We start from the raw sequence: 25,464 nt of genomic DNA on the forward strand, positions 1-25,464 counted from the left end.
TTTACCAACTTCCCGAGGCGCCGCCTCCACCGAAACCACCACCTCCGCCGAAGCCGCCGCCAAAGCCGCCACCTCCGCCAAAGCCACCGCCTCCGCCGAAGCCACCCATTCCTCCGATCCAGTAGCCACCGCCCATACCGCGTCTGCCGCCATATGAACCGCCACCGCCACCGCGTCGGAATAAGAAGACGAGAATGACAATTACCAGAATAACAATTAAGCCGCCCGGACGTGTACGTCTGGATCTAGCTCGTGGTGTTCCTTCAAACTGGCCATTCAAGACCTGTGTAATGGCAAGAACGCCGTCGCGAATGCCAACATAGTACTGCTGATCCTTGAAGTTGGGCGTAATGATTTCGTCAATAATGCGCCCCGTCATGATATCGGTCAATGAACCCTCAAGACCATATCCATTTTGGATGGTGATTTCACGATCATCCATGGCAATCAGCATCAAGCAGCCATTGTCGAATCCACTCTGGCCAATCTCCCATCTGTCTGCCAACTCCGCGGCGTAAAAGGCGATATCTCCTGGAACTCTATCTACAATATAAATGACGATTTCCGTAGATGTCGTATCCCTATATTTCTCCAAGAAAACCTCAAGTTGATTTTCCTCAGAACTGGACAGCACATTGTAATTGTCGATAACCTTGCCTTCGCTGTCATTCGGCTTAGGCGGATAGGTCTGCGCAAATGTGCTTAGGGAAAGGACTACGAGTAAAAGAACATGGATTACTTTCCTCATAGTTTCCCTTTTGATATGTCGTCCGACAATTCATTCACATCATCTTCTTGATAAGGGAAATGCTCCGCAAGGGCGTCTCCGCATTTCAAGATTCCATCTACCATTCCACCCGAAAAGTCGCCTTCTTTGAACTTCGAAATAACTGCATCTCGAATGCTGTCCCAAAAGCTCTGTCCAACCTTTTCGTGGATTCCTTTGTCTCCAATCAATGCGAATTGATGGTCGTCTGTAGAAAGGTAGAACAAGATGCCATTGCGAAGCTCGGTTTTAGTCATTCCCAACTTCTCAAAAGCATAAACGGCGCGCTTGTAAGCGTCGCCGTTTGATTTATGCTCTACACGTACTCGAATTTCTCCCGAGGTAGCTTTCTCAGCTTTCCCGATAGCATTCGTGATTTCACTCTCTTGCTCCGGAGTGAAAAAGAAGTGTTGATCACTCATTATTGCTGAGCGTTATCTCTCAATCTGAGTCCTTGTTCCGAACCTTGCTCCGCTTCAAATCTTGCCTTTGGCTCAAATCCATAGAAGTTTGAAACAATGCGGTTTAGGAATCCTCTGAGGTAAGTGTTGTATGCGCCAACGTCCTCATTGTAACGAGTTCGTGCGACAGCAATTCGGTTCTCCGTTCCCTCCAGTGAGTTCATCACATCGCGATAGCCTGCAACAGCCTGAACGTTTGGATAGCGCTCCATCGTAAGCATCAATCTAGATAATGATCCAGAAAGTTGTGACTGTGCCTCTTGGAATTGAGCCATGTTCGCCTCTGTGAGGTTGTTTGCATCAATCTCTATAGAAGTGGCCTTTGCGCGAGCCTCAATCACACCCGTCAAGATCTCTTTTTCGAGTTCACCCGACTGCTCAGCTATGTATAATAGGTTGTCGATGAGGTCATATCGACGTTGGTATTGGGTTTCAACTTGCGACCAAGCTGTGTTTACACCCTCTTCCATTTCTACCATCTTGTTGTAGCGCCCACCAAACATGAACACACCGATGATCCCGAGAAGGGCAACAAATACTACAATACCTATGAGAAGTTTCTTCGCCATTTTATAATTCGCGTTTTAGTTTCATTAATCGTTCTCTGATAGACATCAAACGGTTTACCACTTCCGCTTCCTGTGCCACATCGTCAGCATTCTCACGGAGCTTCTTTCGCGCTCCCTCTATGGTGAAGCCCCTTTCCTTTACCAAGTGGAACACCAAGTGAATCTGCTCAATATCCTTGGGTGTATAAGCACGGTTTCCCTTGTTGTTTTTCTTGGGATGTAGCTTGGGGAACTCCTTCTCCCAATACCTCAAAAGTGAGGTGTTCACATCAAAAATGTCGGCTACCTCACCTATCGAATAGTATCGCTTTGTGAGCTCTGGAAGTTTAAAATGCATCCTCTAAAAATAGCGTTTGTCCACGGTACATCAAAGATGCAGCCTTTTTTTCACACGCAGAAATCTGCCAAGTTGTCTTTAGTTGGCATATTCCATCGCCCCAATACATGTATGAATTAATTGGTTGAATTACTTTTGCGGCATGATTAAGGACAAAAAGGTAGTCATCGTATTGCCAGCGTATAACGCGGCTAAGACGCTCGAGCGAACGTACAATGAGATTCCATTTGATATTGTAGACGATGTTGTTCTCGTAGACGATAAGAGTTCCGACGACACCGTTGAGGTGGGTAAGCGATTGGGAATCAAGCATATCATCTCTCACGAGCAGAACAAAGGATACGGGGGAAACCAAAAGTCTTGCTACAATAAGGCCGTCGAGATTGGTGCCGATATCGTCGTGATGCTTCACCCAGACTATCAGTACACGCCTCAGCTCATCCAAAGTATGAGTCACCTAATCGCCAACGATGTTTATCCGGTTGTCCTCGGCTCACGCATCCTCGGAAAAGGTGCACTCAAAGGCGGAATGCCATGGTATAAGTACGTTGCAAACCGCATCCTTACTCTGTTCCAGAATATTTTGATGGGACAAAAGCTATCAGAATACCACACCGGTTACCGCGCGTTCTCACGCGAAGTTCTACAAGCTGTAGATTTCAATACAAACTCAGATGATTTTGTGTTCGACAATCAAATGCTGGCGCAGATTTTCTACAAAGGTTTTGAAATCGCAGAGATTACTTGTCCAACCAAGTACTTCGCTGAAGCGAGCTCAATCAACCTCAAACGCAGCTCCATTTACGGATTGGGTGTGTTAAAGGTGAGCTTGCAGTACCGCCTTGCAAAATGGGGCCTCATCAAGCCAGCTTACTTGCTTAACGCCGGTCGCTCGAAAAAGTAGAATCCATTTTTGCTGTACAAGAATACAGCCTCCGGATACTTTTCTCTGAATTCTTGCTCTTTGTTGATTTTTACAGAGATCAACACGGGCTTATCGATTTCTCCATGGAATAGCCACCTTCTACTAGTGGCCGAATCGTTCTGATACGGTTCTGGTCTATTGTAGAACCATGGCACGTAGGATTTATATCCGTACGTCGTAACGTAGACCTCTTCTCCCGCCCTCTCTTCAAAGAATTCAACATTCGCGTACTGGCTAATCCGCTCAATTTTGGCGACAAAAAACACAAGTGCGAGGAGTACCCAAACGCCAGTGCCATAGAAAAGCGCTCTGACGGCGATGAGCCCTTTTTTCTTTGCCAAAAACAAATAAGTCGAAAGTGCCAGTGCAATCCAAATGGCAGGCACATAGTCAATTGTCGACCACCAAGTTTCAGCCTCCATATTGGCGGTTGCAAATGGATCAGCTTCCATCAAAGGAAGGATGAGGTCCGGGTGCATGCCGGCATAAGGCAGAGCAATCGAGATGAGCAATACCAAGACCCCAATGACTACGACCCCAATGTTCAACCCTCTGGTGATTTCTTTCTTTTCTACTAATCGCCAAAGGGTGAGCGCCGATAAGAAGGTAATCGGATAGTAGGCCATGGAGCTGTAGTGGATAATCTTCGTGCCTACCAGACTGAAAAGAATGAGTACAACCCAGAAAAGGACAATCATCCAAAGTTGGAAATTAGCGAGATGGGCTGGAATGTCTGCTCTTTTCTTGAGGCTCGACAATGCAAAGATGCTCGCTGGGAAACATCCGAAGAGCAACACGACAAAGTGGTACCCAAAGAATCCACTGTGTCCAGCATCTCCAGTCGTCAAGAGCTCCCACTGTCTAATTGTAAATTCAATGATGAACTCGGGACCGCGAGCAATTAAATCGACCGCAAACCACAATAAGAATACGCCAAGCGCCGACAACGAGAACTTCACGAAGTTGACAAACTTTACAGGTATCACGAACTTGTGAATAAGCGCGTATACGGCATACGTCAAGAATACGATGAGGTAGGCTACCGGACCTTTCGTCAGAATTCCAAGACCGATGAAGGCGCCGCCGACAAGTAGAAGCTTCAATCTCGACCAACGAATTTCGAAATCCATTTGCCCATCCTTCCAGGAAGATAAAATGAGGAACAGTATTCCGTTGAAGATGAAGAAATTGAAAAACGGATCAATGATTCCACTTTTAAAGTAGAGGAAGGGCAAGATGCTTCCGAACCAACTCAAAGCCCAGAACAATCCGAATCGCTTATCGACCAAAAAGCGCCCGAGGCGATACAGATACGGCAAAACCAAGGTGCCTAGAAGTGCATTTGGGAATCGCGCAGCGAATTCATTAACGCCAAAGATCTCCATGGAGGCTGCTTGAAGCCAAAAGAAGAGAGGTGGCTTCTCCGTAAACACCTCATAATTGATTTGCATCTTGAGCCAATCGCCCGTGGCGACCATCTCCCGTGCTATTTCGGCGAAGTTGTTTTCATCCCAATCAAAGAGGTGTACACCGCCCAAGAAAGGAACGAAGAATACCACCCCAAGGATGAACCAAAAGAGGGGTGACTTGTCGATTCGCTTCATATTTCGATTTGTTGTCTCCAAAAGTGTATTCTTCTAGGCAGTGCGAAATTAACTTTTACTTGGCTAACACCGAAGTTGAGCGAATAGAGAAAATCCGATATTTGCATCGAAATAATCTCACAACGTCTTGAAACACTTTCTATTAGTAATTGCATCCGCCGCTTCAGTTTTGGCTTTTGCACAGCCGAGGAGATTGGCTGAGATTACGCCTTCAGTTTCAGAAGGAGCTATTGTTCCTTACCTAAACCCAGACTTCGTTGAGTTCAAAGCCTTTACATGGGCTTGGGATCACAATGAGTGTCATGTAGATTCCATCGATCTTTCACTTTCCACAGATACCATCCATTTGAATTGGGTTAACCGTCGCCACCCTGAATTCCATATGCCAGTAGGCGGGGAGCTAAGAAGCCAGTTTGGCTGGAGGCGATATCGCTACCACTACGGGGTAGATCTCAAATTGAATCGAGGAGATACAGTTTATGCAGCTTTCGATGGAAAGATTCGCTACGCACGTTACAATTACGGCGGCTATGGAAATCTAGTAGTTGTTCGACACTACAACGGTGCTGAAACTTACTATGCGCACTTGAGCAAGTTCCTCGTAGATACAAATGATTATGTCAAAGCCGGGACCCCAATTGGACTTGGTGGTTCAACTGGACGTTCAACTGGGCCTCATTTACATTTCGAGATTCGCTATTTAGGGAATGCCATCAATCCAACGGATATCATCAACTTCGAAACTGGCGAACTCGTGAACGAAGACATGGATATTCACAGCGATGTTTTCAAGTACAAGAAGGAAATGCGCGAGCGCAAGTATCACCGAGTTCGCTCCGGTGAAACACTTTCTGCCATTGCTCGCAGGTATCACACAAGCGTAAATTCTATCTGCAGATTGAACGGAATCCGTTCAACAGATATCATCAGAATTGGTCAGAATCTTCGGGTGAGGTAATTAGTCGAATGACTGGTTACTCTGCGAACTGATTTCGATGAGGCGATCGTACTCTTCTGGAGTAAGATCGTTGTAGAAGAAGTTAATCGGATTGATCTTTGAACCGTTCCGTATCACTTCATAGTGCAAGTGTGGAGCGGTTGATCTTCCCGAGTTTCCAACGTACCCAATCACATCACCACGCTTCACTTTCTGGCCTCTACGAACCGAAACTCGGCTCATGTGTCCGTACAGTGTTTCGTATCCAAAGCCGTGATTGATTTGCACGTACCTGCCATACCCCGAACCATTGCGAGTTCGTGCCACGGTTACGGTGCCGTCTCCAGTCGCGTAAATAGGTGTGCCAATTTCCGCAGAGAAATCAAGCCCGGCGTGAAGCTTCCTCACTTTGTAGATCGGGTGGATTCGATATCCGAATCCCGATGCAATTCGCTTCAAATCAGTATTAGAAACAGGTTGAATGGCCGGGATAGCGGAAAGGAGTTCTTCTCTGTTTTTAGCCAAAGCGATTACCTCGTCGAATGACCTGCTTTGAACAACTACGCGCTTGGTCAACTCGTCGAGTGTCATGGCGTTTTGCTTGAGAAGGTCTGTATAAGTCAAGCCCTCTAGGTGTTCATATCGGTTGGCACCTCCGAATCCAGAGTGACGAACTTCGTTGGGAATAGGTTCTGCTTCAAAAACTACCCTCCAGATATTGTTGTCTCGATCTTCAAGCTCGGTAACAACGCTGTTGAGGTCTTCCAACCTGTTTTCCATGAGGTTCAATTCGAGCTCCATGGCAGCCAGTTCTCGTTTGAGGCGGCGCTCTTTTGGAGAATCGAACAGATTATCTGAAACAAAAAACAAGATTCCAGCAAGGACTATTGCCGAGAGCAGAAACGCACCAGTGCTGCGAATTCTGTCATTCCAAGTACGCTCAATCTTGCGATATGAAAGTGTTCTTGGGTCGTAATAGTATTTCACCTTCGCCATGGGCTATCCTTTTCCTATTTTTGCTGCATTATACGCCTTATCGGCTGGCATCTGAATGTCAAAGTTATTCATTTTTCCACCGAGAGGGCCAGATAGTTTTCAACCGACTGAATTACGGTACATTGACAGCTAAAGAAATACGTCAGGCATATCTCGACTTCTTCAAGTCGAAAAATCACGAAGTAGTCCCTTCTGCACCTATTGTGGTGAAGAACGATCCAACCTTGCTTTTTACCAATGCAGGGATGAATCAGTTTAAAGATGCTTTCCTCGGAAATGCAGAACCGAAAGCCGCCAGAGTGACAGATACGCAAAAGTGTTTGAGAGTATCGGGTAAGCACAACGACCTTGAAGAGGTTGGACATGATACCTACCACCACACTATGTTCGAGATGTTGGGCAACTGGAGCTTCGGAGATTATTTCAAGGAAGATGCTATTGCCTGGGCTTGGGAACTTCTAGTAGATGTATTCAAGTTAGATTCTGACCGAATCTATGTGACCGTTTTTGAGGGAGATGAATCAGAGAATTTGTCCTCAGACGACGATGCCAAGAACTATTGGCTAAAGTGGGTTTCTGAAGACAGAATCCTAAACGGAAACAAGAAGGATAACTTCTGGGAGATGGGGGATCAAGGTCCATGTGGCCCATCGTCAGAAATTCATTTTGACCTTCGTCCACAGGAGGAAAGAGAAAAAGTAGACGGTAAGTCGCTCGTGAATATGGACCATCCCGAAGTGGTTGAGATCTGGAACCTCGTGTTCATGGAGTTCAACCGTAAGGCAGATGGTTCGTTGGAGCGCCTGCCAGCTCAGCATGTCGATACAGGTATGGGCTTCGAACGCCTGTGCATGATTATTCAAGGCGTTCGCTCAAACTACGATACCGACGTTTTCACGCCAATCATCTCTCAAATTGAACGACTTTCCGGGAAGAAAAAGACGGATAGCGAGAAGACACTTGTTGCAATGCGAGTCATTGCCGACCATATTCGTGCGATTGCCTTTGCTATCGCAGATGGCCAATTGCCTTCGAATAACGGTGCCGGCTATGTCATCCGCCGCATCCTTCGCAGAGCTACGCGCTACGCATATTCTGTACTAGACCTCAAGCAGCCGTTTATGCACGAGCTGATTGCGGTTTTGGCAAGTGAAATGGGCGATGCCTTCCCAGAAATTATCAGTCAGCAAGGTCTTGTCGAAAATGTGATTCAAGAGGAAGAAACCTCTTTCTTGAGAACACTAGAGCAAGGCTTGAAGCGACTAGATGACATCATTGAGCAGACGAGCAGTACGACAATCGACGGCGTCAAGGCTTTTGAGTTGTACGATACATTCGGCTTTCCGGTAGACCTTACCTCGCTTATACTTCGCGAAAGAGGTTTGGACTTGGACCAAGCCGGGTTTGATGCGGAAATGACCGTGCAAAAGAATCGTTCACGTGCCGCTACCAAAATGAGCACGGACGATTGGGTGGAAATTAGAAAAGACGCTCGCGAGGAGTTTATCGGCTATGATAGCCTCCAGAGTACAGTGCATATCGCTAAGTATCGAGAAGTAAAAACACCTAAGAAAACCTTCTATCAAGTGGTGTTTGACCACACTCCATTCTATCCTGAAGGTGGTGGACAAGTAGGGGACAAAGGTGTTTTGAGGTCTGATAGTGAGGAGCTTAGAATCTGGGACACCAAGAAGGAAACCGGAATGATTCTTCATTATATGGATAATCTTCCAGAACAAATTGAAGCCGCATTTAAAGCTGAAGTTGAAGAAGATCGAAGAAGATTAACGGCAAACAACCACTCTGCTACACACTTGTTACACGAGGCACTTCGCGAGGTTTTAGGTACACACGTAGAACAGAAGGGTAGCTTGGTGAATGAGAAGCATCTTCGCTTTGACTTCTCGCATTTCCAGAAAGTAACGGAGGCAGAGATTCGAGAAGTAGAAGATTTGGTTAATGCCCGCATTCGAAAGAATCTTCCACTTGAAGAGTTCCGTCATATCGGAATGGAAGATGCCAAAGAGATGGGAGCTATGGCTCTCTTCGGAGAAAAATACGGAGATACAGTTCGAGCTATTAAGTTCGGCTCTAGTATTGAACTCTGTGGCGGTACTCACGTGCCTTCTACAGGTGCGATTGGACATTTCAAGATAGTTTCCGAAGGTGCCGTAGCATCTGGAGTTCGTCGTGTTGAGGCCCTCACAGCCGAGGCTGCAGACGAATGGATGCGCGAACAGCTCGACCGACTTCACGAGATTCAACAGGAACTCAAGGCTTCTGATCCGGTGAGTGCGGTTCAAGCTTTGAAGAAAGAAAATGCCGAACTGAAGAAGGAAGTTGAGCAACTGTTGAAAGACAAAGCAGGAAACCTGAAAGGGGAGCTGCTTGACAAGTCTATCGACGTTAATGGCGTGAAGTTCGTGGCAGAAAAGGTAGCCCTAGATGCAGGGGCGATTAAGGATATGGCATTCGAGCTTCGACAAAAGCACAATGACCTGTTCATGCTTCTGGCCACTGAGAATGGCGGCAAGGTTCAGCTGCATTTGTTGATTTCAGACGCGCTCGGAAAAGAGAAAGACTTAAACGCAGGCAAAATCGTTAAGGAAATTGCTGCCCACGTGAAGGGTGGCGGTGGAGGTGCTCCATTCTTTGCTACGGCAGGTGGAAAAGACCCCGCTGGTATAGAACGTGCTTTTGAAGCCGCCAAAGACTATCTTTGATTTATGAAGAATTGGACGCTTACACTTTTCGCTCTCGCCCTTTCATTTACGGCGTTTGCGCAACCCAAGGATAAACCTATTTATTATACCGACAGTGACGTAGAAAATCACTTCGTGAGCTTTGGGGTTAATTTCGATCCACTATTCACCCAGCGAAGACTGTTCTCGTTTAACACTTCAGGTGCGAATAACGGACTTACTAGAGAAGATTATCCTGCCACTGGTGGCTTTGGATACAATTGGGGTGGTTATGTTAACTTCAATATCAATTCAAGCTTGAGGCTCGGTATTGGTGCAGGTAGAACTCAGCTCAATTTCCGTCTCGACGACTACCTATACGAGAATAATGGGGATACCGCACGCGTAGGATTGAATACCTCCACATTGTACAACACGTTCCCCATTCGAGTAGGATTCACGACTCCTATGAACGATGCCTGGGATCTTGAGATTTGGATCCCGATTGCCTACAATTCACTTGTGTCTTATACCGAGAACACGACATTCCAAGGCACGGAAATCAATGAAGACCTTACGGAGGAAGCGAGGTCGTCAAACTGGTCGGTAGCCATTCAAGTGGGTGGAGCGTTTTACTTCACGGATCAATGGGCCATTACTGGAAGCGCACAATTCCGCTATTTCACAACGCCTATTATCGACAAAACTGACCGTCCGGCAGAAACTCCGTACGGAACTGGGCTGTCGCTAGGTATCCGTTACCAGCCTTAAAGAACTGCCAGAAGAGATTCTAGCTGCATTCCTCTCGACCCCTTCAAAAGGATAGTAGAGTGTTTGATGGGAGCATCTTGTAGTGCTCTAAGACATCCCGTTGTTGTCTTGTGCACTTCGAATGATTCAGGTGTGTGCGACTGCGCAAAATGCTCTCCGACAAGAATTACTCTGACAGACTCTTTAGCGCATTGGTCCACAATGGCCTGATGTTCCTTTTCAGCATCTTCGCCTAATTCGAACATATCTCCTAAAATCAAAACCTTTGGCGATTTAGCTTCTTCGATGAAGGAGATAATGGAAGCAGACATGCTACTCGGGTTTGCATTGTACGCGTCAAGCATGATTCGATTTGAATCGGTTTTGCGCCATTCAGATCTGTTATTCGTCGGCTTGTACGCCTGAACGCCCGTCACAATTTCTTCCGATGAAAGCCCGAGGTGAAGACCTAGTGCCACGGCAGCGCCAATATTCACAGCGTGGAAACTGCCCGTTAGCTGTGATTGAATTACTACTTCTTCAAGAACAACGCTTGCCGGAAAGTTGATGTCGGTAAAAGACATGGGATAGGTGCTATCTATCGAACCGTAAGTGATTCGCTCAATGCCCTCCGACTTTTCCATTTGCTTTGTGTCGTTGTGATTAACCAACGCTACTCGCTTGTTTGATCTGAGGAACTTGTAGAGCTCACTTTTCCCCTTTATTACACCTTCAATACCTCCAAATCCCTCCAAATGAGCTTTGCCAAAATTGGTGATGTATCCAATGTCAGGTTGCGATATGGAGGAGAGTAGAGCGATTTCCCCTTGATGGTTTGCACCCATTTCCACAATGAGATACTCAGTGTCTAAGGGAGTACGCAGAATAGTCAATGGAACTCCAATATGGTTGTTGAGGTTGCCGACTGTAGCCTTTACATCATACTTCTGGCTAAGGACTGATTTGAAGAGTTCTTTGGCCGTGGTTTTGCCGTTACTGCCGGTAAGGCCAATAACCTTACCTGAAAGCTGATTTCTATGATGTTTGGCCAACTCTTGAAGCGTGGTGAGAACATCTTTGACTTTGAAGGAAGTGGAACCTTCGGGAAGTTCTACCTCTTCATCTACAACCACGGCTATGGCACCCGCTTCGAGTGCTTGAGCTGCAAACTTGTTTCCATTGAACGAAGGGCCTTTCAGCGCGAAGAATACTTCACCTGAACTCACGGATCTCGTATCCGTATTCACACCAGAGGCCTTGAGATAAGTGGAGTAGAGTTGTTCGATGTTCATTGAGCCAAAATAAAATATTGGGCACAAAAAAAGGCCGTCCGTAGACGACCTTTTTTGAATGTTATCATGACTTACATGCGATAGCGACGGAAGTCGTGGCGAGCAGGAGCCTCGTGACGCTTTTCGCGATCCTCTTCGAGGTTCTGGAAGCCAACGCGGTCCATTGCACAACGGAAACCTAGGAAGTCAGTTGCCTGATCTTCTTCGAGGAAACGACGAGTGCCTGGGCTCAACCAGTAAGCACGGTCCTTCCAGCTACCACCCTTGTATACACGGGTAGTGTTGCCAATCATAGTAGTCTGTGCATAGTCGTACATAGCAGCTTGACCTTCTTCTAGCTCGTCACTTTCGTAGTAGATAGAAGATTGGATGTCACCGTCAACGTAGTCGCGGTAATCGCTGTATTGATAGTTACGACGATCGAGGTTTTCTTCAACTGTAACGTCGCGCTTTGGAAGCTCACCTGGTAGACCAACGAGAACGCTGTCACCATCCTCGGTACGCTCGTACTGCGGTTCGTAGTTTTTAGCGAGGAAGCCATCGTCTTCTTCGTCGAATGCTTGGAATTCGTTACCACGGAATGCACGGTGATCTTCAACGTCCATTGTAGAAAGTGGACGGTAAACATCCATCACCCATTCTGAAACGTTACCGGCCATATCATAAAGACCGTAATCGTTTGGTGGGTAGAAACGTACCTGCATGGTGATGTCGGCTTGGTCGTTCAACCAACCTGGTCCACCCATATTATCGCCATCACCACGTTTGTAGTTTGCAAGCATGTCGCCACGCTCGTCTTTGCTACCGTTACGGAGTGAAGATCCGTTCCAAGTGTATTTGTTCTGGTCTGTTGAGCGGTCGTATACACGAGCACCGATGTTACCGTAAGCGGCAAATTCCCATTCCGCTTCTGTGGGTAGGCGGTATTTAGGAAGAAGGATTCCGTCCTCGATTCTCACGCGTCGACCTTCAGGACCATTAGGGCTATTAGGACGAAGATCTTCGAGACCTTTGTTGTCCTGTAGGGTATAAGGCTCTGAACTGTACAAGTATACTTCAGTGCTGAAGTGGTCAGTAGATGTCTGATCGTTACTTGGGTTCAAGATTCCTTCGTCAATAAGGATTTGCTCGTTTACGCGATCCGTACGCCAAGCGCAGTAGCGTGAAGCTTGAATCCAGCTAACTCCAACAACTGGGTAGAAGTTGTATGCTGGGTGACGAAGGTAGTTTTCTACGTATACCTCGTTGTACGACATCTCGTGACGCCATACTAGAGTGTCAGGCAAGGCTGCCTCGTATACTTCTGGGTAATCGTACTTGTATACGCGGTCTAACCAGTAAAGGTATTCGCGGTAGTCTACGTTAGTTACCTCGTTCTCATCCATGTAGAATGAAGAAACGGTAACACGACGTGGTACGTTGTTCCAGTCTTTGATAAAGTCTTCTTCAACTTGTCCCATCACGAAGTTACCCCCTTCGATGAAGACCAAACCAGGACCGGTTTGCTGACCTTCATAGTCGAGATTAACTTGGAAACCACCGCTTTCACGGTCGTTATACGCCATTCCGGTCGTATTGGAAGATTCGTTTCCGCACGAAGCCAAAAAGAGGCCAGCGACCCCTAGTGACAAATACGATTTCATTGTTCCCAATTTCATATGCGTGTGATGTTTCTCTGCTAGATTTTAGAAGGTAGGACACTTGAGTTCTTGTGCCCTTCTTGTTCTTGTGATACACTTGAAACGGTACGAAAGTGAGATTTCGTGTGCACCGTTACCGCCTCCACCAAAATTAGAGATAGTGAAGTCGTAGCTATACCCAAACTGGAATGGCCAGTTCGGTGGTGTAATACCCACGATTGCAACAATTGCATCTGGGTTGGTTTCACTGTTGCGGTAAGCCAAACCACCGGTGATAAATCCACGGTTGAATGAAAGACCAAGTGTAAGCTGACCCACATTACCCTGACGCTGATACACGACGTTTGGAATTAGGTAGCTCTGTGTGCTATTTGCCAATCGCTTGCGTCCAACAGGGATAGAAGCCCCACCGTGAACGGTCAACTTAAATGGCAATTTACTTTCTGTGAAGAATGCTTCGTTTGGTTCTGTCAAGTGGTGACCAGAAACTCCGAAGTAGTAGTTCTCACCATATCCGAGCAATCCTACGCTGATGTCAACGTGCTGATTGGTTGGCTGATCTGGTGGGATTTCGTTAGTCGGACGAACAAACCCGTAGAAAGGGTCGATTTGATCCGGGAATGTCAACGCATTGAAATCAAGTCCACGCTGACGGAACGTTGCTTGGAAACCAGTTAACAAGGTAAACTTGCGACTGATGTTCAAGTGATACGAGTAAATTAAGCTTGCTTCTGTCAAGTTAAGCGCACCATTAGCAGCTTCGTCTCGCATAACGAGGACGCCTAAACCGCCATGTAGAGCAGACACATATTGGTCGTACGAAGCAGAAAATGTTTCGTAAACACCAAGTGTCGGATACTGGTTCCGATAATTGAGAGTGAGCTTAGGGCACTTGTCAACACCCGCAAACGCAGGGTTGAGGTATAGCCTGTTCGCATAGAACTGGCTAAAGTGCGGGTCCTGAGCAGAGGCCATAAAGCCTGTCAGGAGCATAAGTAGTAATATTCGAGCCGTTTTCCGGTTCATTGAGCCGCGAGTTTTCGAAACACAATTATACAACAATTTTAACAGCACATCGCCAGTGTCGGGATATTCGGACAGAAATGTGCCTTTGTGCTATATAAGCAACGCTGAAAGGATTTAGTGCGTATATCGTCCTTACAGAATGTTACTTTGGAGCCGCAATATCTTAAAATTACGAATTGCTTTTGCACCATTGCAACAATTTGACGCGTAATAGGTATATACTTGCATACGAAACATGAAACGGAACCGTTCTCAAATGGCAAAATTGACTGACCCCATGAAATTACTCTCACTAGTCTTAGGGGCTTGTTTGTCATTTTCTGCTTTTGCTCAAGAATTCCAGTTAGAATGGGAGATTGAGCGCCGTGCAGAAGGAGAACAAGTGTCCGCTCTCACCTTCCAGGGCGCCACATATAACGAGGTTGGGCTGCCCCAAATCGCCAACGAATACACACTTCCAGTTTCCGGAAATGCCTCACTAGAACTTTTTGCACCAGAGTTCAAAGAATTGTCTCCACAAGAGATTTCTGCACTAGGTTCTCAAGCTGGATTTATTTCAGAGACCCTATTATTTGATCAGGCCTATACTTCTGATGGAGCATCAGAATTCATCACCTATAGGCTGACCCCACTCCGACGAAACCCTGAGTCTGGCAAACTCGAAAAGCTCGTAAGCTTTGATTTTATGCCGGTTATACTCAACAATCAGTCTTTCAAATCAAGTTCTTGGGCAACTACCTCTGAACTTGCTACTGGCACGTGGATTAAAATGCCTGTCAGTCAATCCGGCCTGCATGTGGTCCAGGTCGAGGATCTCATATCCGCTGGTATATTGAGCAGCGGAGCATCATCCTCATCACTTCTCGCGTTTCACAATGCTGGAGGTACGCTTCCCGAAGCCATTGCAGCAGGTAGATACGATGACCTTCGCCAAATCGCGATTCACATTGAAGATGGTGGAGACGGGACACTCGAGTCAGGAGATCAAGTTTACTTTTATGCTCAGGGTCCAGACGAGATTCGTCAAAATGCCAACAATCCAGGACAACTCACACATTTGAGAAACGTTTATGCGAGAAGGAGTTTTGTCTTCTTCACCCATAACCCAACTAGATCAGGATTGCGAGTGGCCATTCAACCTTGGACAGGCGGAGCAGCAACACTGACTTCTCAAGGGTTCGATGAACTCAAATTTCACGAGGAGGATACCAGAAATATTGTAGGTACGGGTAGGGAATGGTTCGGAGAAGTATTCGACTTCCAGCTGACACATACGTTCAACTTCAAATTCCCAAATAGAATTACTTCGGAGCCCGTACGTGTTCGATTCAAGTCAGCTGCATCATCACCTGCTGCAGTTACTCGATTTGAAGTAGAGGAGAGCGGAGTGGCACGCATTTCAACCGTGATGAACGCTTCTAATGGGACGTTTTTGTACGCTTCCCAATCCAGCAACACGACCTTCACAAGTACTGCGAACGACATGAATCTCACCATCAGATATAGTCGCGGTTCAGCGCCTTCTTCTGTTGGATACTTGGATTACATTTCCGCGCAAGCTCGAAGATCTTGGCAATATTCAAATGGCGGATTTATCGCAAGAGATTTAAGCGTGATTTCGTCTGGCGACGTTGTCTCTTATACCGTTCCACAGTCGGATGTCTGGGTGTGGGATGTTACGGAACCGACACGTCCATTCGCTCCTCAAAGATCTGCCGCAGGTACATGGTCGGCATATGCAGATAGCCTGCGTACCTACATGGTATACGATAAGTCGGATGCCATTTCACTTTCGAACTATTCGAGGGTAGACAACCAGAATCTACACGGTTTGACAGACGTTGATATGCTCATCGTTAGTCACCCGAACTTTTTATCGGAAGCCCAAAGGTTGGCAGATTTTCATGCGACAAACGACAATCTCAAAGTTGAAGTCATTACACCAGAAGTCATCTACAACGAATTCTCAGGTGGTGCTCAGGATGTGACGGCGATACGAGACTTCGCACGAATGCTGTACAAGCGGAATCAGAATCCGCTCGAGTACCTCCTGTTATTTGGAGACGCCTCCTACGATTATCTCAACAGGGTGCCGAACATGCAGAACTTCGTTCCGATTTTCGAATCCGTGAACTCTAACTCACTGTATACTTCGTTCATGACCGACGACTACTATTCTTGTCTGGATGACAATGAAGGGGTGAACGTCAGCCTGGAGAAAGTGGATTTGAATACAGGGCGACTTCCAGTAAAAACATCAGTCGAAGCTAGAGCCGTAGTTGACAAAATTATCAACTATGCCGTAGCAGAGAATTCATTCGGGGAGTGGAGAAATCGACTGTGCTTTGTGACCGATGATGTAGACGAAAGTTGGGAAACAGTACTTACCAGAGAACCAGAAGCCATATCTCAAATGCTAGATACGGTTCACCCTACATTTAATATCGAGAAGATTTATTCTGACAGCTACTCGCAGGTCAGTACCTCTGGCAGTCAAGCGTATCCAGATGCGAGAGAGTCATTATTCCGTGCCGTGGAGCGAGGAAACCTTGTGACCGCATACACTGGGCACGGTGGTGAGGTGGGCTGGGCTTCCGAGCGATTGCTTCAGCTTCAAGATATTGGTAGATGGTCGAATGGAACGGACTTACCGCTCTTCATCACGATTACATGTGAGTTTACAAGATTCGATGATCCTTTCCGCACCTCTGCAGGAGAACAAGTTTTCTTGAATCCAGATGGGGGCGCTATTGGATTGATTAGTACAACTCGTGTTGTGTTCGTTCAAGGCGCCATCGATTTGAACGATGCCGTTTTCAATACGATGTTCGAACGGGAAAACGGAGAATACCCAACGTTGGGTGACATAGTTCGCAGGTCTAAGAACGAGGTGACGGACGCAGACCGTGTTCGATTCAGTCTTATCGGAGACCCAGCACTTCGCCTCAATATCCCGGTTCATGAAGTTGTACTCGACAGCATCAATGGAATAGAAACGGCACTGGTCGACACCATTCGCGCCAGAGAGACGGTTACTCTCAAAGGACATGTTGATCGCGATGGCGGTGGATTGTTTGCCAATTTCAACGGCGAGGTAGTAGTAACCGTATTCGATAAGGCCGTTGATCAGGAAACGAAGCGAAATGACGGCGTAGGCAGTAAAGTCAGTTTCTCTCAACAAGAGAATGTGATCTTTAGAGGTAGAGCAACCGTGGAGAACGGCTATTGGAGAATCACTTTTGTGGTTCCGCGCGATATCAACTACACGTACGGTCAAGGAAAGATTTCGCTGTATGCGGAAAATGGTGTTACCGATGCTAAAGGCGCGAATAAGACCTTCTATGTTGGAGGTTTGGGAGAGCCAGGATTTACCGATATCGACGGTCCTGAGATTCTTCTCTTCATGAATGACACCAATTTTGTGAACGGAGGTTTGACCGACGAGAATCCAATCGGACTCGCACTTCTATATGATGAATCTGGAATTAATGTGGTTGGCAATGGACTCGGACACGATGTGATTGGTGTGCTAGATGATGATCCAGCAAACTCATTCAGATTGAACAGTTATTACGAAGGAGACTTGGATACTTATAAATCTGGTCGGATTGAATATCCTTTCTATGAATTGGAGAATGGCCCGCACACCTTGGATGTTCGTGTTTGGGACGTAATGAATAACGTAAGTGAGGCACGAGTTAACTTCGTGGTTGCTGATAGAGCGAACCTCGTGATTGAGGATCTTTTCAATTATCCGAATCCGTTCTCTGACTTCACAAGATTTAGTTTTGAGCATAATAGACCGGATGAAGACTTGGAAGTTGAACTCTTCATTGTAGATTTGACCGGAGGCATCGTGAATCATCAATCACAAGAACTTTCGCCTACTGGGACAAGAACTTTGAATATGACGTGGGACGGAACCGGAATGAATGGAACAAAAGTTTCAACCGGCTTATACGTTTTCAGGTTGGTTGTTCGTTCGAAGGCAGACGGAAGTCAAAGTGAAATGAGTGAACGACTTGTTTACTTGAAATGATAGCTTCCAATCTAACGACCTATATTTGTATCCTCAATCGATATAGAAGTATGAAAATTAAAAGCCTTATTGCAGGCGCATTAATCCTAGGAGCGCCGTCGGTATCGAAGGCACAGACTGCTTTCGGCGACAATTTGAACGTCGTAACTACCGCGGTTCCAGTACTCGCAATTGGTCCTGACGCACGTCACGGTGCCCTTGCGAATGTCGGTGCAGCTACATCAGTTGACGCAAATGCGATGTTTTGGAACACTTCAAAACTTGCATTCCTAGAAGAGGGAACGACCGATATCGCCATGAACTATTCTCCATGGTTGAGAAGACTTGTTCCTGACATCAACCTTTCTTACGTCAGTTTCGCTACTTCCATAGATAAGAATCAAGCTATCGGTGCCTCGATTCGCTATTTCTCGCTAGGTGAAATTACTTTCAGAAACCAGCAGGGCGATTTCCAAGGAACGTTTAGTCCTTACGAGATGTCGGTTGACGTAGGTTATGCGCTTAAGCTTTCAGAGAACTGGTCATCAGGTATCGCATTGAGATATATCTTCTCAGACCTTACACAAGGTCAAGCAGCGGGCATCAACCCTGGACAGAGTGTGAGCACCGATTTATCGGCTTACTACCGAGGCGATTTGAAAAACTTGCCTGACGGTCAAAAAGGTCGATTTCTATTTGGTGCTGCAATTACCAACTTAGGTGCGAAAATTAGCTACAGCGATGGAGGTACTGAAGACTTCTTGCCTACCAACCTTCGCATTGGTGCGGGTTACGAATGGCAATTAGACGATTATAATTCATTGACTGTGTTGGCTGATGTGAACAGACTTCTTGTTCCGACTGCTCCAGTGAGAGATCCGCAAACAGGCGAAGTTCTTGAAGGTCAGGATGACAATGTAGGTGTAATTGCTGGTGTTATTCAGTCTTTCAACCCGAACGCCAAGCCGAGAGGTTGGGAAGAATTCTGGGAAGAGAATATGTACAATATCGGTCTTGAGTATTGGTACGACGGCATCTTTGCGGTGCGTGGAGGTTATCAGTATGAAGATGTGAACAAGGGAAATCGCAAATTCTTCACCATGGGTATCGGAATTCGCTACTCTAGTTTTGGATTCGATTTCAGCTACTTGATTCCGGCGAACAGTTCAGTTCGTTCACCACTCGAGAACACTTTGCGCTTCTCGCTGTTGGTTAATCTCAACGGAATTTCAGGTTAATGAAGAAAAATACTTGGTCAGTAGAATACACTTTCGGGAAACTCGAAGATTTGAGTGTTGCAGATCGAGCGTTAGTAAATAAAGCATTTGAGAGTAGGGAGCATGCATATGCTCCCTATTCTTTTTATAAGGTTGGCGCAGCTGTACTTCTGAAAGATGGAGATGTAGTTGTGGGGTCGAACCAAGAGAATGCGGCCTATCCATCAGGGCTATGTGCCGAACGCGTTGCACTCTTCGCGGTTGGTGCACAGTTTCCAGGAAAATCGATTGATACACTCGCAATTGCTACTGCGGCGCACGGAGAAGTTCCGGCGACAAGTTGTGGTTCTTGCAGGCAAGTAATGCACGAGTTTGAACACCGTCAAGAAAAGCCCATCCGGGTCATTTTTGCCGATGAAGAAGGAAATGTGTTGATAACCAACTCTGTAGCCGACTTAATGCCTTTTGCATTTGATGCAAAGCGTTTAGGCTGAGTTCCACTCGATTTGTATTAGATTTGCCATTCGAAACGTACATGTACCTATGGCTAAGAAAAAGCTCACCAAAGAGGTTTATTTGAAGTGGTACGAAGACATGCTCTTCTGGAGAAAGTTCGAAGACATGTCCTCAGCCCTTTATATCCAACAGAAGATTCGTGGATTCTTGCACCTGTACAACGGTCAAGAAGCTGTCCTCGCCGGCGCCCTATTGGCAATGGAAGAAGGAGATAAGATGATTACTGCTTACCGTAACCACGTTCAGCCAATTGGACTTGGAGTAGATCCAAGGAAAATTATGGCAGAGCTCATGGGAAAGGTTGACGGTACATCTCGCGGTAAAGGTGGTTCCATGCACATGTTTAGCAAGGAGCATCACTTTTACGGAGGACACGGTATTGTGGGCGGACAAATTCCTCTAGGAGCAGGTTTGGCGTTTGCGGATAAGTACAAAGACGATAAGAATGTTACCCTTTGCTATATGGGTGACGGTGCCGTTCGCCAAGGTGCCTTCCACGAGACGATGAACTTGGCCATGCTTTGGAACCTTCCGGTTGTTTTCATCATTGAGAATAATGGATACGCAATGGGTACGTCGGTGGAGCGCACAGCGAATCACACCGACATCTACAAATTGGGTCTAGGATACGAGATGCCTTGCAAGCCGGTTGAAGGAATGGATCCTAAAGTGGTTTACGAAGAAATGCAAGAGGCGATTGATCGCGCCCGCGATGGTGGTGGTCCGACCCTTCTAGAGATTCGTACTTACAGATACAAAGGGCACTCCATGAGTGATGCCCAGCACTATAGAACGAAGGATGAGGTAGCCGAATACCAAAAGATCGATCCTATCATCACTGTGAAGGATGTGATTACAAAGAAGAAGTGGGCTACGGAAGAAGAAATCGCTGAGATTGATCAGCGTGTGAAAGACTTGGTGCAAGAGTGCGTTGACTTTGGCGAACAATCACCGTTCCCAGATGCAAGCGAACTTTGGAAGCACATCTACGTTCAAGAAGACTATCCATTCATTACCGAATAAGCCAAACGGCAAAAGAACAACTCTATGGCAGTAGTGATTAACATGCCTCGCTTGAGCGACACCATGGAAGAAGGTGTTGTTGCGAAGTGGCACGTGAAAGTGGGAGACGCAATCAACGAAGGCGATCTTCTCGCCGAGATTGAAACTGATAAGGCGACGATGGATTTCGAAGCTTTTCCTGGTCAAGAAGGGAAATTGCTCTACATCGGCGTTGAAGAAGGTCAAACCGCTCCAGTAGATGACGTCCTCGCTATCCTAGGTGATGATAATGATGATGTTGATGCAATCCTAGCCGAACAAAAAGGCGGAGGTTCTTCGGATTCCAAGGAAGAAGCAAAGGATAATTCAGCAGAAGAGTCTTCAACTTCAACCGAAGAATCAAAATCAGAAACTCCTTCACCGGCTCCGGCTGCTTCTTCTAACGGAGGAAGAGTGAAAGCTTCTCCATTGGCGAAGAAAATGGCCGAAGAGAAAGGTATCTCCCTCGACCAAGTTCAAGGTTCAGGAGAAGGTGGTCGAATCGTCAAGCGCGATATCGACGACTTCAAGCCGAGTGCAGCTGCATCTTCAGGATCAGCCCCTGTTGCAGGTCAGGAAAGCTACACGGATATTCCGGTAACGCAAATGCGTAAGACTATTGCTCGCCGCCTTGCGGAAAGCAAGTTTACCGCACCACACTTCTACCTCACACTTGAGATTGACATGGATAATGCCGTGGCAACGCGCAAGCGCATCAACGATAGAGGCGATGTGAAAATCTCATTCAACGATATGGTCATCAAAGCAGTGGCGGCTTCGTTGAAGAAACATCCAGCAGTTAATTCTGCTTGGATGGGTGACAAGATTCGTCAGAACGACCACGTACACATCGGTGTTGCCGTGGCTGTAGAAGACGGTCTACTTGTGCCGGTTGTTCGTCATGCCGACATGAAAGGAATGGTGCAGATTTCAAGCGAGGTTCGTGAACTAGCTGGCAAGGCGAAAGACAAGAAATTGCAACCGAGCGAATGGGAGGGGAATACCTTCACTATCTCAAACTTGGGAATGTTCGGAATTGAAGAGTTCACAGCTATCATTAACCCACCTGATTCATGCATCATGGCAGTAGGCGGTATTCGCCAAGTGCCGGTAGTGAAAGACGGACAAGTAGTTCCAGGAAACGTGATGAAGGTAACAATGTCTTGCGACCACCGCGTGGTTGACGGGGCAACAGGAGCTGCATTCTTGCAAACCTTTAAGCAGATGATGGAAGAGCCAGTGACGATGTTGCTGTAATTTCCACCTTGATAAATTGATGAAAGGCTGTCCGTTGGGCAGCCTTTTTTTGTTGGTAACTGCCGAAATTGTGAATAGCTCAGAATTTTCCAAGAATCATGTCAAAAGTCATGGTTTTAGTACGATCATATGTCGTATGTTTGCATTACTTATAATCAGTCTAAATAAAGAAGATGCGATTTAAGAGTGCGGCAGATTTACGTGTAGGAGAGCGAGGAGTAATTCGCGAGTTGAGCTTGGACGAGCTTCCGGTGAAACTTTTGGAGATGGGTTGTTTGCCTGGAACCGAGCTTGAAGTCAAGCACGTGGCCCCTTTTAATGGTCCGATCTACTTTAGAATGGCCGACTACCACCTAGCGATTCGCAGAGAGCTGGCGAGACTGATTCTACTCGAAGATTCTGTAGAGGACGTAGCATGATTGGAGGTCGAAAGGCCCTCAAGGTAGCGCTGGTTGGAAATCCAAATACGGGTAAATCCTCCCTATTCAATGCGCTAACAGGGCTCAATCAAAAAGTAAGTAACTATCCGGGTATTACCGTAGAGAAGAAGTCGGGGTTTAGCAAACTCGATCAGCGCTCCATTGCGGAAATGGTCGACCTTCCGGGTACGTATTCGCTTCACCCCTCATCTATTGATGAAGAAGTGGTGCTTCGAACGCTCACGGAACCGGATAATCCTGATCGCCCCGACGCGATTGTTGCGGTTGCCGATGCGACCAACCTCAAACGAAACTTATACCTCTTTACTCAAGTTCTAGATTTAGGTCTGCCGACTATTCTTGTGTTGAATATGGTTGACCAGGTTCAGCGCAAGGGTATTGAAATAGATGTTGAGAAGCTGGAAGAAGCCTTCGGAGTGAAGGTGGTTTTAGTAAATGCGAGAAGAGGAGAAGGGATTAACGTGTTGAAACAGTCCATTCTTGAACTCTCCCATGAACTTCGTGCTCCAGTTTTTGACATTAGAAAGGATGCGCCGAACTATGCGGAAAGTGCAAGAAAGATCTTGAATCTGAATGGCGACTATGCCGCATGGCTTATTGCAAGTCAGGTTTCCGAGCTGTCCTATCTCTCCGCATCAGAAAAAGATCAGCTTGAACAGCTCACCTTGAGGTCAGAAGTTGACACGAAGAAGCTGCACATTCGAGAAACGATTCAGCGCTATAAGATTGTCAACGATCTATTAAAGGAAGCGGTAACCGTTTCACCAGAGAAAGACAGAAGCTGGTCTGGCCGGTTAGACCGCATTATTACACATAAGGTATATGGAGTTCTGATACTGTTAGGACTTCTCTTTCTCATCTTTCAGGCGATTTTCTCGTGGGCAGAGCTGCCTATGAATCTCATCGATACCGTTTTCAACGAATTGTCCATTTGGATAAAGGATACCATGGAGCCGGGTGCGTTGAGAGCACTGATTGCGGATGGAATAATTCCGGGCATTGCTGGAGTAGTCATCTTTCTTCCACAGATATTCATTCTATTCACCTTCATCACATTGATGGAAGAGACGGGGTATATGGCAAGGGTCGTATTCCTCATGGACAAATTGATGAAGCGCTTTGGATTAAGTGGAAAGAGTGTCGTGCCGCTTATTAGTGGAACAGCTTGTGCCATTCCGGCGATTATGGCAACGCGGAATATTGAAAGCTGGAAGGAGCGTCTGATTACGATTTTTGTCACGCCATTTACGACCTGCTCGGCTCGCTTGCCGGTATATACGGTGCTAATCGGATTGGTCATTCCTTCTGAAAAGATCATGGGAATCAATCTGCAGGGAATTGTACTCATGTTCATGTACCTGTTGGGCTTTGGTACGGCGCTGGGTTCTGCGTGGTTGATGAGTAAGATGATACCGACGAGAACGGCCTCACACTTTATTGTTGAGATGCCGGCCTATCGCGTACCGCTTTATAAGAACGTACTTCTTACGATATGGGGTAAAGGGAAATCCTTTGTGACCAATGCCGGAAAGATCATCATTGCCATTTCCATTATCCTATGGGTTATGGCGTCAAACGGACCGAATGAGCACTTCACTGAAGCGGAAAGATTTGTGGCAGCGGAAGTAGATACTACGCAACTTACACCGGAGGAGTTCGCGAGTGTGGTAGATGGATATCGTCTTGAGCATTCTTATGTTGGATATTTGGGTCAGGCTATCGAACCTGCTATTCGTCCACTTGGTTACGATTGGAAGGTTGGTATTGCATTGATATCCTCTTTTGCGGCTCGCGAAGTGTTCGTCGGCACAATGGCCACTATATATAATGTAGGGTCGGAGGATGAGATGACGGTCATGGAGCAGATGGCTGCGGAAAAGAACAAAGAGACGGGTAAGCCGTTCTTTACATTCCCTGTGGGGATGTCGTTATTGATGTTTTATGCCTTTGCGATGCAATGTGTGAGCACATTTGCGATTGTGAAGAAGGAGACGAACTCCTGGCGCTGGCCGATTATGCAGGCTGTGTTTATGTCGGGATTTGCGTATGTAGTTTCATTGATCACCTTTCAATTGTTGAGCTAATGAATTGGCAGGAACTCGTTGTAGGAGCAATATTCTTTTGGGCGGTTTGGACGATCGTGAGGGTTTTTGTGCCCCGCAAGAAATCGGCAGGCTGTGCGAGTGGAGATTGTGCATGTGGTCCTGAGGTGAATATGAAGAAGTCCAATCGCTTTAGCCTAAACCGATGAGCAAACAGGTAGTATTGGTTACGGGGGCGAGTAGAGGTATAGGTTATGCATTGGCTTTGGAGTTGCATAGGCGAGGGCATCATGTTGTCGCTACGGCTAGGTCTGAATCCAAGCTTCGGCAATTGGCTGAGGAATGTGGAGATGACCGATTAGAATTTGAGGTTTTGGATTTGGGGGATCGCGAAGCTGTGCAACAGTGGGCGAATCGACTAAAAGATAAAGGTTACCGAATTTCTCACATGATCAACAATGCGGGTAGTTTGGTGAATAAGCCGTTTGCAGATATTTCGCCTTACGAATTGCGTCGTGTTTATGAGGTGAATGTCTTTAGTGTGTTTGAGCTCATCCAGAAAGTAATGCCATTATATAGTGATGATGTTCATGTGGTGAACATATCGAGTATGGGTGGATACCAGGGCAGTCAGAAATTCCCTGGGCTTACAGCGTATAGTTCTAGTAAGGCGGCGGTAGCTAGTTTGACGGAATGTTTGCAGGAAGAATTGGGAGAAAGAGGTTGGACATTCAATGCATTGTGTTTGGGAGCGGTTCAGACAGAGATGTTGGAAGAGGCGTTTCCGGGCTTTGCAGCGCCGACTACTCCGGGGGAGATGGCGACGTTTATCGCTGACTTTGCGGAGGGTTCTCAAAAATTTATTCGTGGTAAAGTGCTGCCAATCAGCAGTACTACGCCATAGCCTCAAAAAAACTCTCGCAAAGCACTTGCGGGAATGAAAACCTAT

Annotated in this window: 21 protein-coding genes; 12 read left to right on the top strand and 9 right to left on the bottom strand. The window is 46.6% G+C overall.

Annotation, left to right across the window (positions count from 1 at the left end; all coding sequences use genetic code 11):
- Position 1: 1 nt before the first annotated feature.
- The 4 genes from F8C67_RS06405 to F8C67_RS06420 are packed head-to-tail and all read right to left on the bottom strand — an operon-like array spanning position 2 to position 2,133.
- A complete protein-coding gene (locus tag F8C67_RS06405; RefSeq protein WP_151666988.1) occupies positions 2-748 on the bottom strand; it encodes a TPM domain-containing protein in 747 nt (248 codons plus the stop codon).
- Positions 745-1,188: a TPM domain-containing protein gene (locus F8C67_RS06410; protein WP_151666989.1), complete on the bottom strand. Its 444-nt coding sequence runs from the start codon at positions 1,186-1,188 to the stop codon at positions 745-747. The genes F8C67_RS06405 and F8C67_RS06410 overlap by 4 nt, the downstream gene beginning before the upstream one ends.
- On the bottom strand, positions 1,188-1,796 hold the full coding sequence (locus tag F8C67_RS06415) for a LemA family protein (RefSeq protein WP_151666990.1): 609 nt from the start codon (positions 1,794-1,796) through the stop codon (positions 1,188-1,190). Before F8C67_RS06415 ends, F8C67_RS06410 begins: the two co-directional genes overlap by 1 nt.
- A gap of 1 nt (position 1,797) precedes the next feature.
- Entirely contained in the window at positions 1,798-2,133 is a 336-nt protein-coding gene (locus F8C67_RS06420) for a MerR family transcriptional regulator (RefSeq protein ID WP_151666991.1), read from the bottom strand.
- A gap of 142 nt (positions 2,134-2,275) precedes the next feature.
- Here F8C67_RS06420 and F8C67_RS06425 point away from each other — a divergent pair, with 142 nt between their 5' ends.
- A complete protein-coding gene (locus F8C67_RS06425; protein ID WP_151666992.1) occupies positions 2,276-3,037 on the top strand; it encodes a glycosyltransferase family 2 protein in 762 nt (253 codons plus the stop codon).
- On the opposite strand, the gene F8C67_RS06430 is transcribed toward F8C67_RS06425, so the two are convergent.
- Positions 3,004-4,662, bottom strand: coding sequence for an ArnT family glycosyltransferase (locus tag F8C67_RS06430; protein ID WP_151666993.1), 1,659 nt, complete (start codon positions 4,660-4,662; stop codon positions 3,004-3,006). The genes F8C67_RS06425 and F8C67_RS06430 overlap by 34 nt on opposite strands.
- 127 nt (positions 4,663-4,789) lie before the next feature.
- Between F8C67_RS06430 and F8C67_RS06435 the strand changes: the two genes are divergently transcribed.
- A complete protein-coding gene (locus F8C67_RS06435) occupies positions 4,790-5,620 on the top strand; it encodes a M23 family metallopeptidase (protein ID WP_151666994.1) in 831 nt (276 codons plus the stop codon).
- On the opposite strand, the gene F8C67_RS06440 is transcribed toward F8C67_RS06435, so the two are convergent.
- On the bottom strand, positions 5,621-6,595 hold the full coding sequence (locus F8C67_RS06440) for a M23 family metallopeptidase (RefSeq protein WP_151666995.1): 975 nt from the start codon (positions 6,593-6,595) through the stop codon (positions 5,621-5,623).
- A gap of 122 nt (positions 6,596-6,717) precedes the next feature.
- Between F8C67_RS06440 and alaS the strand changes: the two genes are divergently transcribed.
- Positions 6,718-9,318 (top strand): alanine--tRNA ligase, encoded by a 2,601-nt coding sequence (gene alaS, locus F8C67_RS06445; protein ID WP_151666996.1) that lies wholly within the window; start codon positions 6,718-6,720, stop codon positions 9,316-9,318.
- Between the two features lie 3 nt (positions 9,319-9,321).
- Positions 9,322-10,047, top strand: coding sequence for an autotransporter domain-containing protein (locus F8C67_RS06450; protein WP_151666997.1), 726 nt, complete (start codon positions 9,322-9,324; stop codon positions 10,045-10,047).
- Here F8C67_RS06450 and F8C67_RS06455 read toward each other — a convergent pair.
- From F8C67_RS06455 to F8C67_RS06465, 3 genes are all read right to left on the bottom strand, one after another.
- On the bottom strand, positions 10,044-11,318 hold the full coding sequence (locus F8C67_RS06455) for a UDP-N-acetylmuramoyl-tripeptide--D-alanyl-D-alanine ligase (RefSeq protein ID WP_151666998.1): 1,275 nt from the start codon (positions 11,316-11,318) through the stop codon (positions 10,044-10,046). The two genes, F8C67_RS06450 and F8C67_RS06455, sit on opposite strands and share 4 nt — an antisense overlap.
- A gap of 71 nt (positions 11,319-11,389) precedes the next feature.
- Entirely contained in the window at positions 11,390-12,961 is a 1,572-nt protein-coding gene (locus tag F8C67_RS06460; RefSeq protein WP_223277526.1) for an SUMF1/EgtB/PvdO family nonheme iron enzyme, read from the bottom strand.
- Between the two features lie 42 nt (positions 12,962-13,003).
- Positions 13,004-13,984 carry a PorP/SprF family type IX secretion system membrane protein gene (locus F8C67_RS06465; protein ID WP_151667000.1) on the bottom strand — a complete coding sequence of 327 codons (981 nt, stop codon included), beginning with the start codon at positions 13,982-13,984 and terminating at the stop codon, positions 13,004-13,006.
- A gap of 277 nt (positions 13,985-14,261) precedes the next feature.
- On the opposite strand from F8C67_RS06465, the gene porU reads away from it, so the two are divergent.
- The 8 genes from porU (at position 14,262) to F8C67_RS06505 (ending at position 25,419) form a co-directional block, all read left to right on the top strand.
- Positions 14,262-18,023 carry a type IX secretion system sortase PorU gene (porU, locus tag F8C67_RS06470; protein ID WP_170266384.1) on the top strand — a complete coding sequence of 1,254 codons (3,762 nt, stop codon included), beginning with the start codon at positions 14,262-14,264 and terminating at the stop codon, positions 18,021-18,023.
- 50 nt (positions 18,024-18,073) lie between these two features.
- Positions 18,074-19,240 carry a type IX secretion system outer membrane channel protein PorV gene (gene porV / locus F8C67_RS06475; RefSeq protein ID WP_170266385.1) on the top strand — a complete coding sequence of 389 codons (1,167 nt, stop codon included), beginning with the start codon at positions 18,074-18,076 and terminating at the stop codon, positions 19,238-19,240.
- On the top strand, positions 19,240-19,713 hold the full coding sequence (gene cdd, locus F8C67_RS06480) for a cytidine deaminase (protein WP_151667003.1): 474 nt from the start codon (positions 19,240-19,242) through the stop codon (positions 19,711-19,713). The genes porV and cdd overlap by 1 nt, the downstream gene beginning before the upstream one ends.
- 49 nt (positions 19,714-19,762) lie before the next feature.
- Complete coding sequence (gene pdhA / locus F8C67_RS06485) at positions 19,763-20,758, top strand: pyruvate dehydrogenase (acetyl-transferring) E1 component subunit alpha (protein WP_151667004.1); 996 nt, start codon at positions 19,763-19,765, stop codon at positions 20,756-20,758.
- A 24-nt stretch (positions 20,759-20,782) separates the two neighbouring features.
- Positions 20,783-22,033: a pyruvate dehydrogenase complex dihydrolipoamide acetyltransferase gene (locus F8C67_RS06490; protein WP_151667005.1), complete on the top strand. Its 1,251-nt coding sequence runs from the start codon at positions 20,783-20,785 to the stop codon at positions 22,031-22,033.
- A gap of 173 nt (positions 22,034-22,206) precedes the next feature.
- Positions 22,207-22,452: a FeoA family protein gene (locus F8C67_RS06495; protein WP_151667006.1), complete on the top strand. Its 246-nt coding sequence runs from the start codon at positions 22,207-22,209 to the stop codon at positions 22,450-22,452.
- Positions 22,449-24,557, top strand: a complete 2,109-nt coding sequence (gene feoB / locus F8C67_RS06500) for a ferrous iron transport protein B (RefSeq protein ID WP_151667007.1) — start codon at positions 22,449-22,451, stop codon at positions 24,555-24,557. The genes F8C67_RS06495 and feoB overlap by 4 nt, the downstream gene beginning before the upstream one ends.
- A gap of 163 nt (positions 24,558-24,720) precedes the next feature.
- Entirely contained in the window at positions 24,721-25,419 is a 699-nt protein-coding gene (locus F8C67_RS06505; protein ID WP_151667008.1) for an SDR family NAD(P)-dependent oxidoreductase, read from the top strand.
- Positions 25,420-25,464 lie beyond the last annotated feature (45 nt).

The organism is Phaeocystidibacter luteus, from assembly GCF_008933115.1.
GTDB lineage: Bacteria > Bacteroidota > Bacteroidia > Flavobacteriales > Schleiferiaceae > Phaeocystidibacter > Phaeocystidibacter luteus.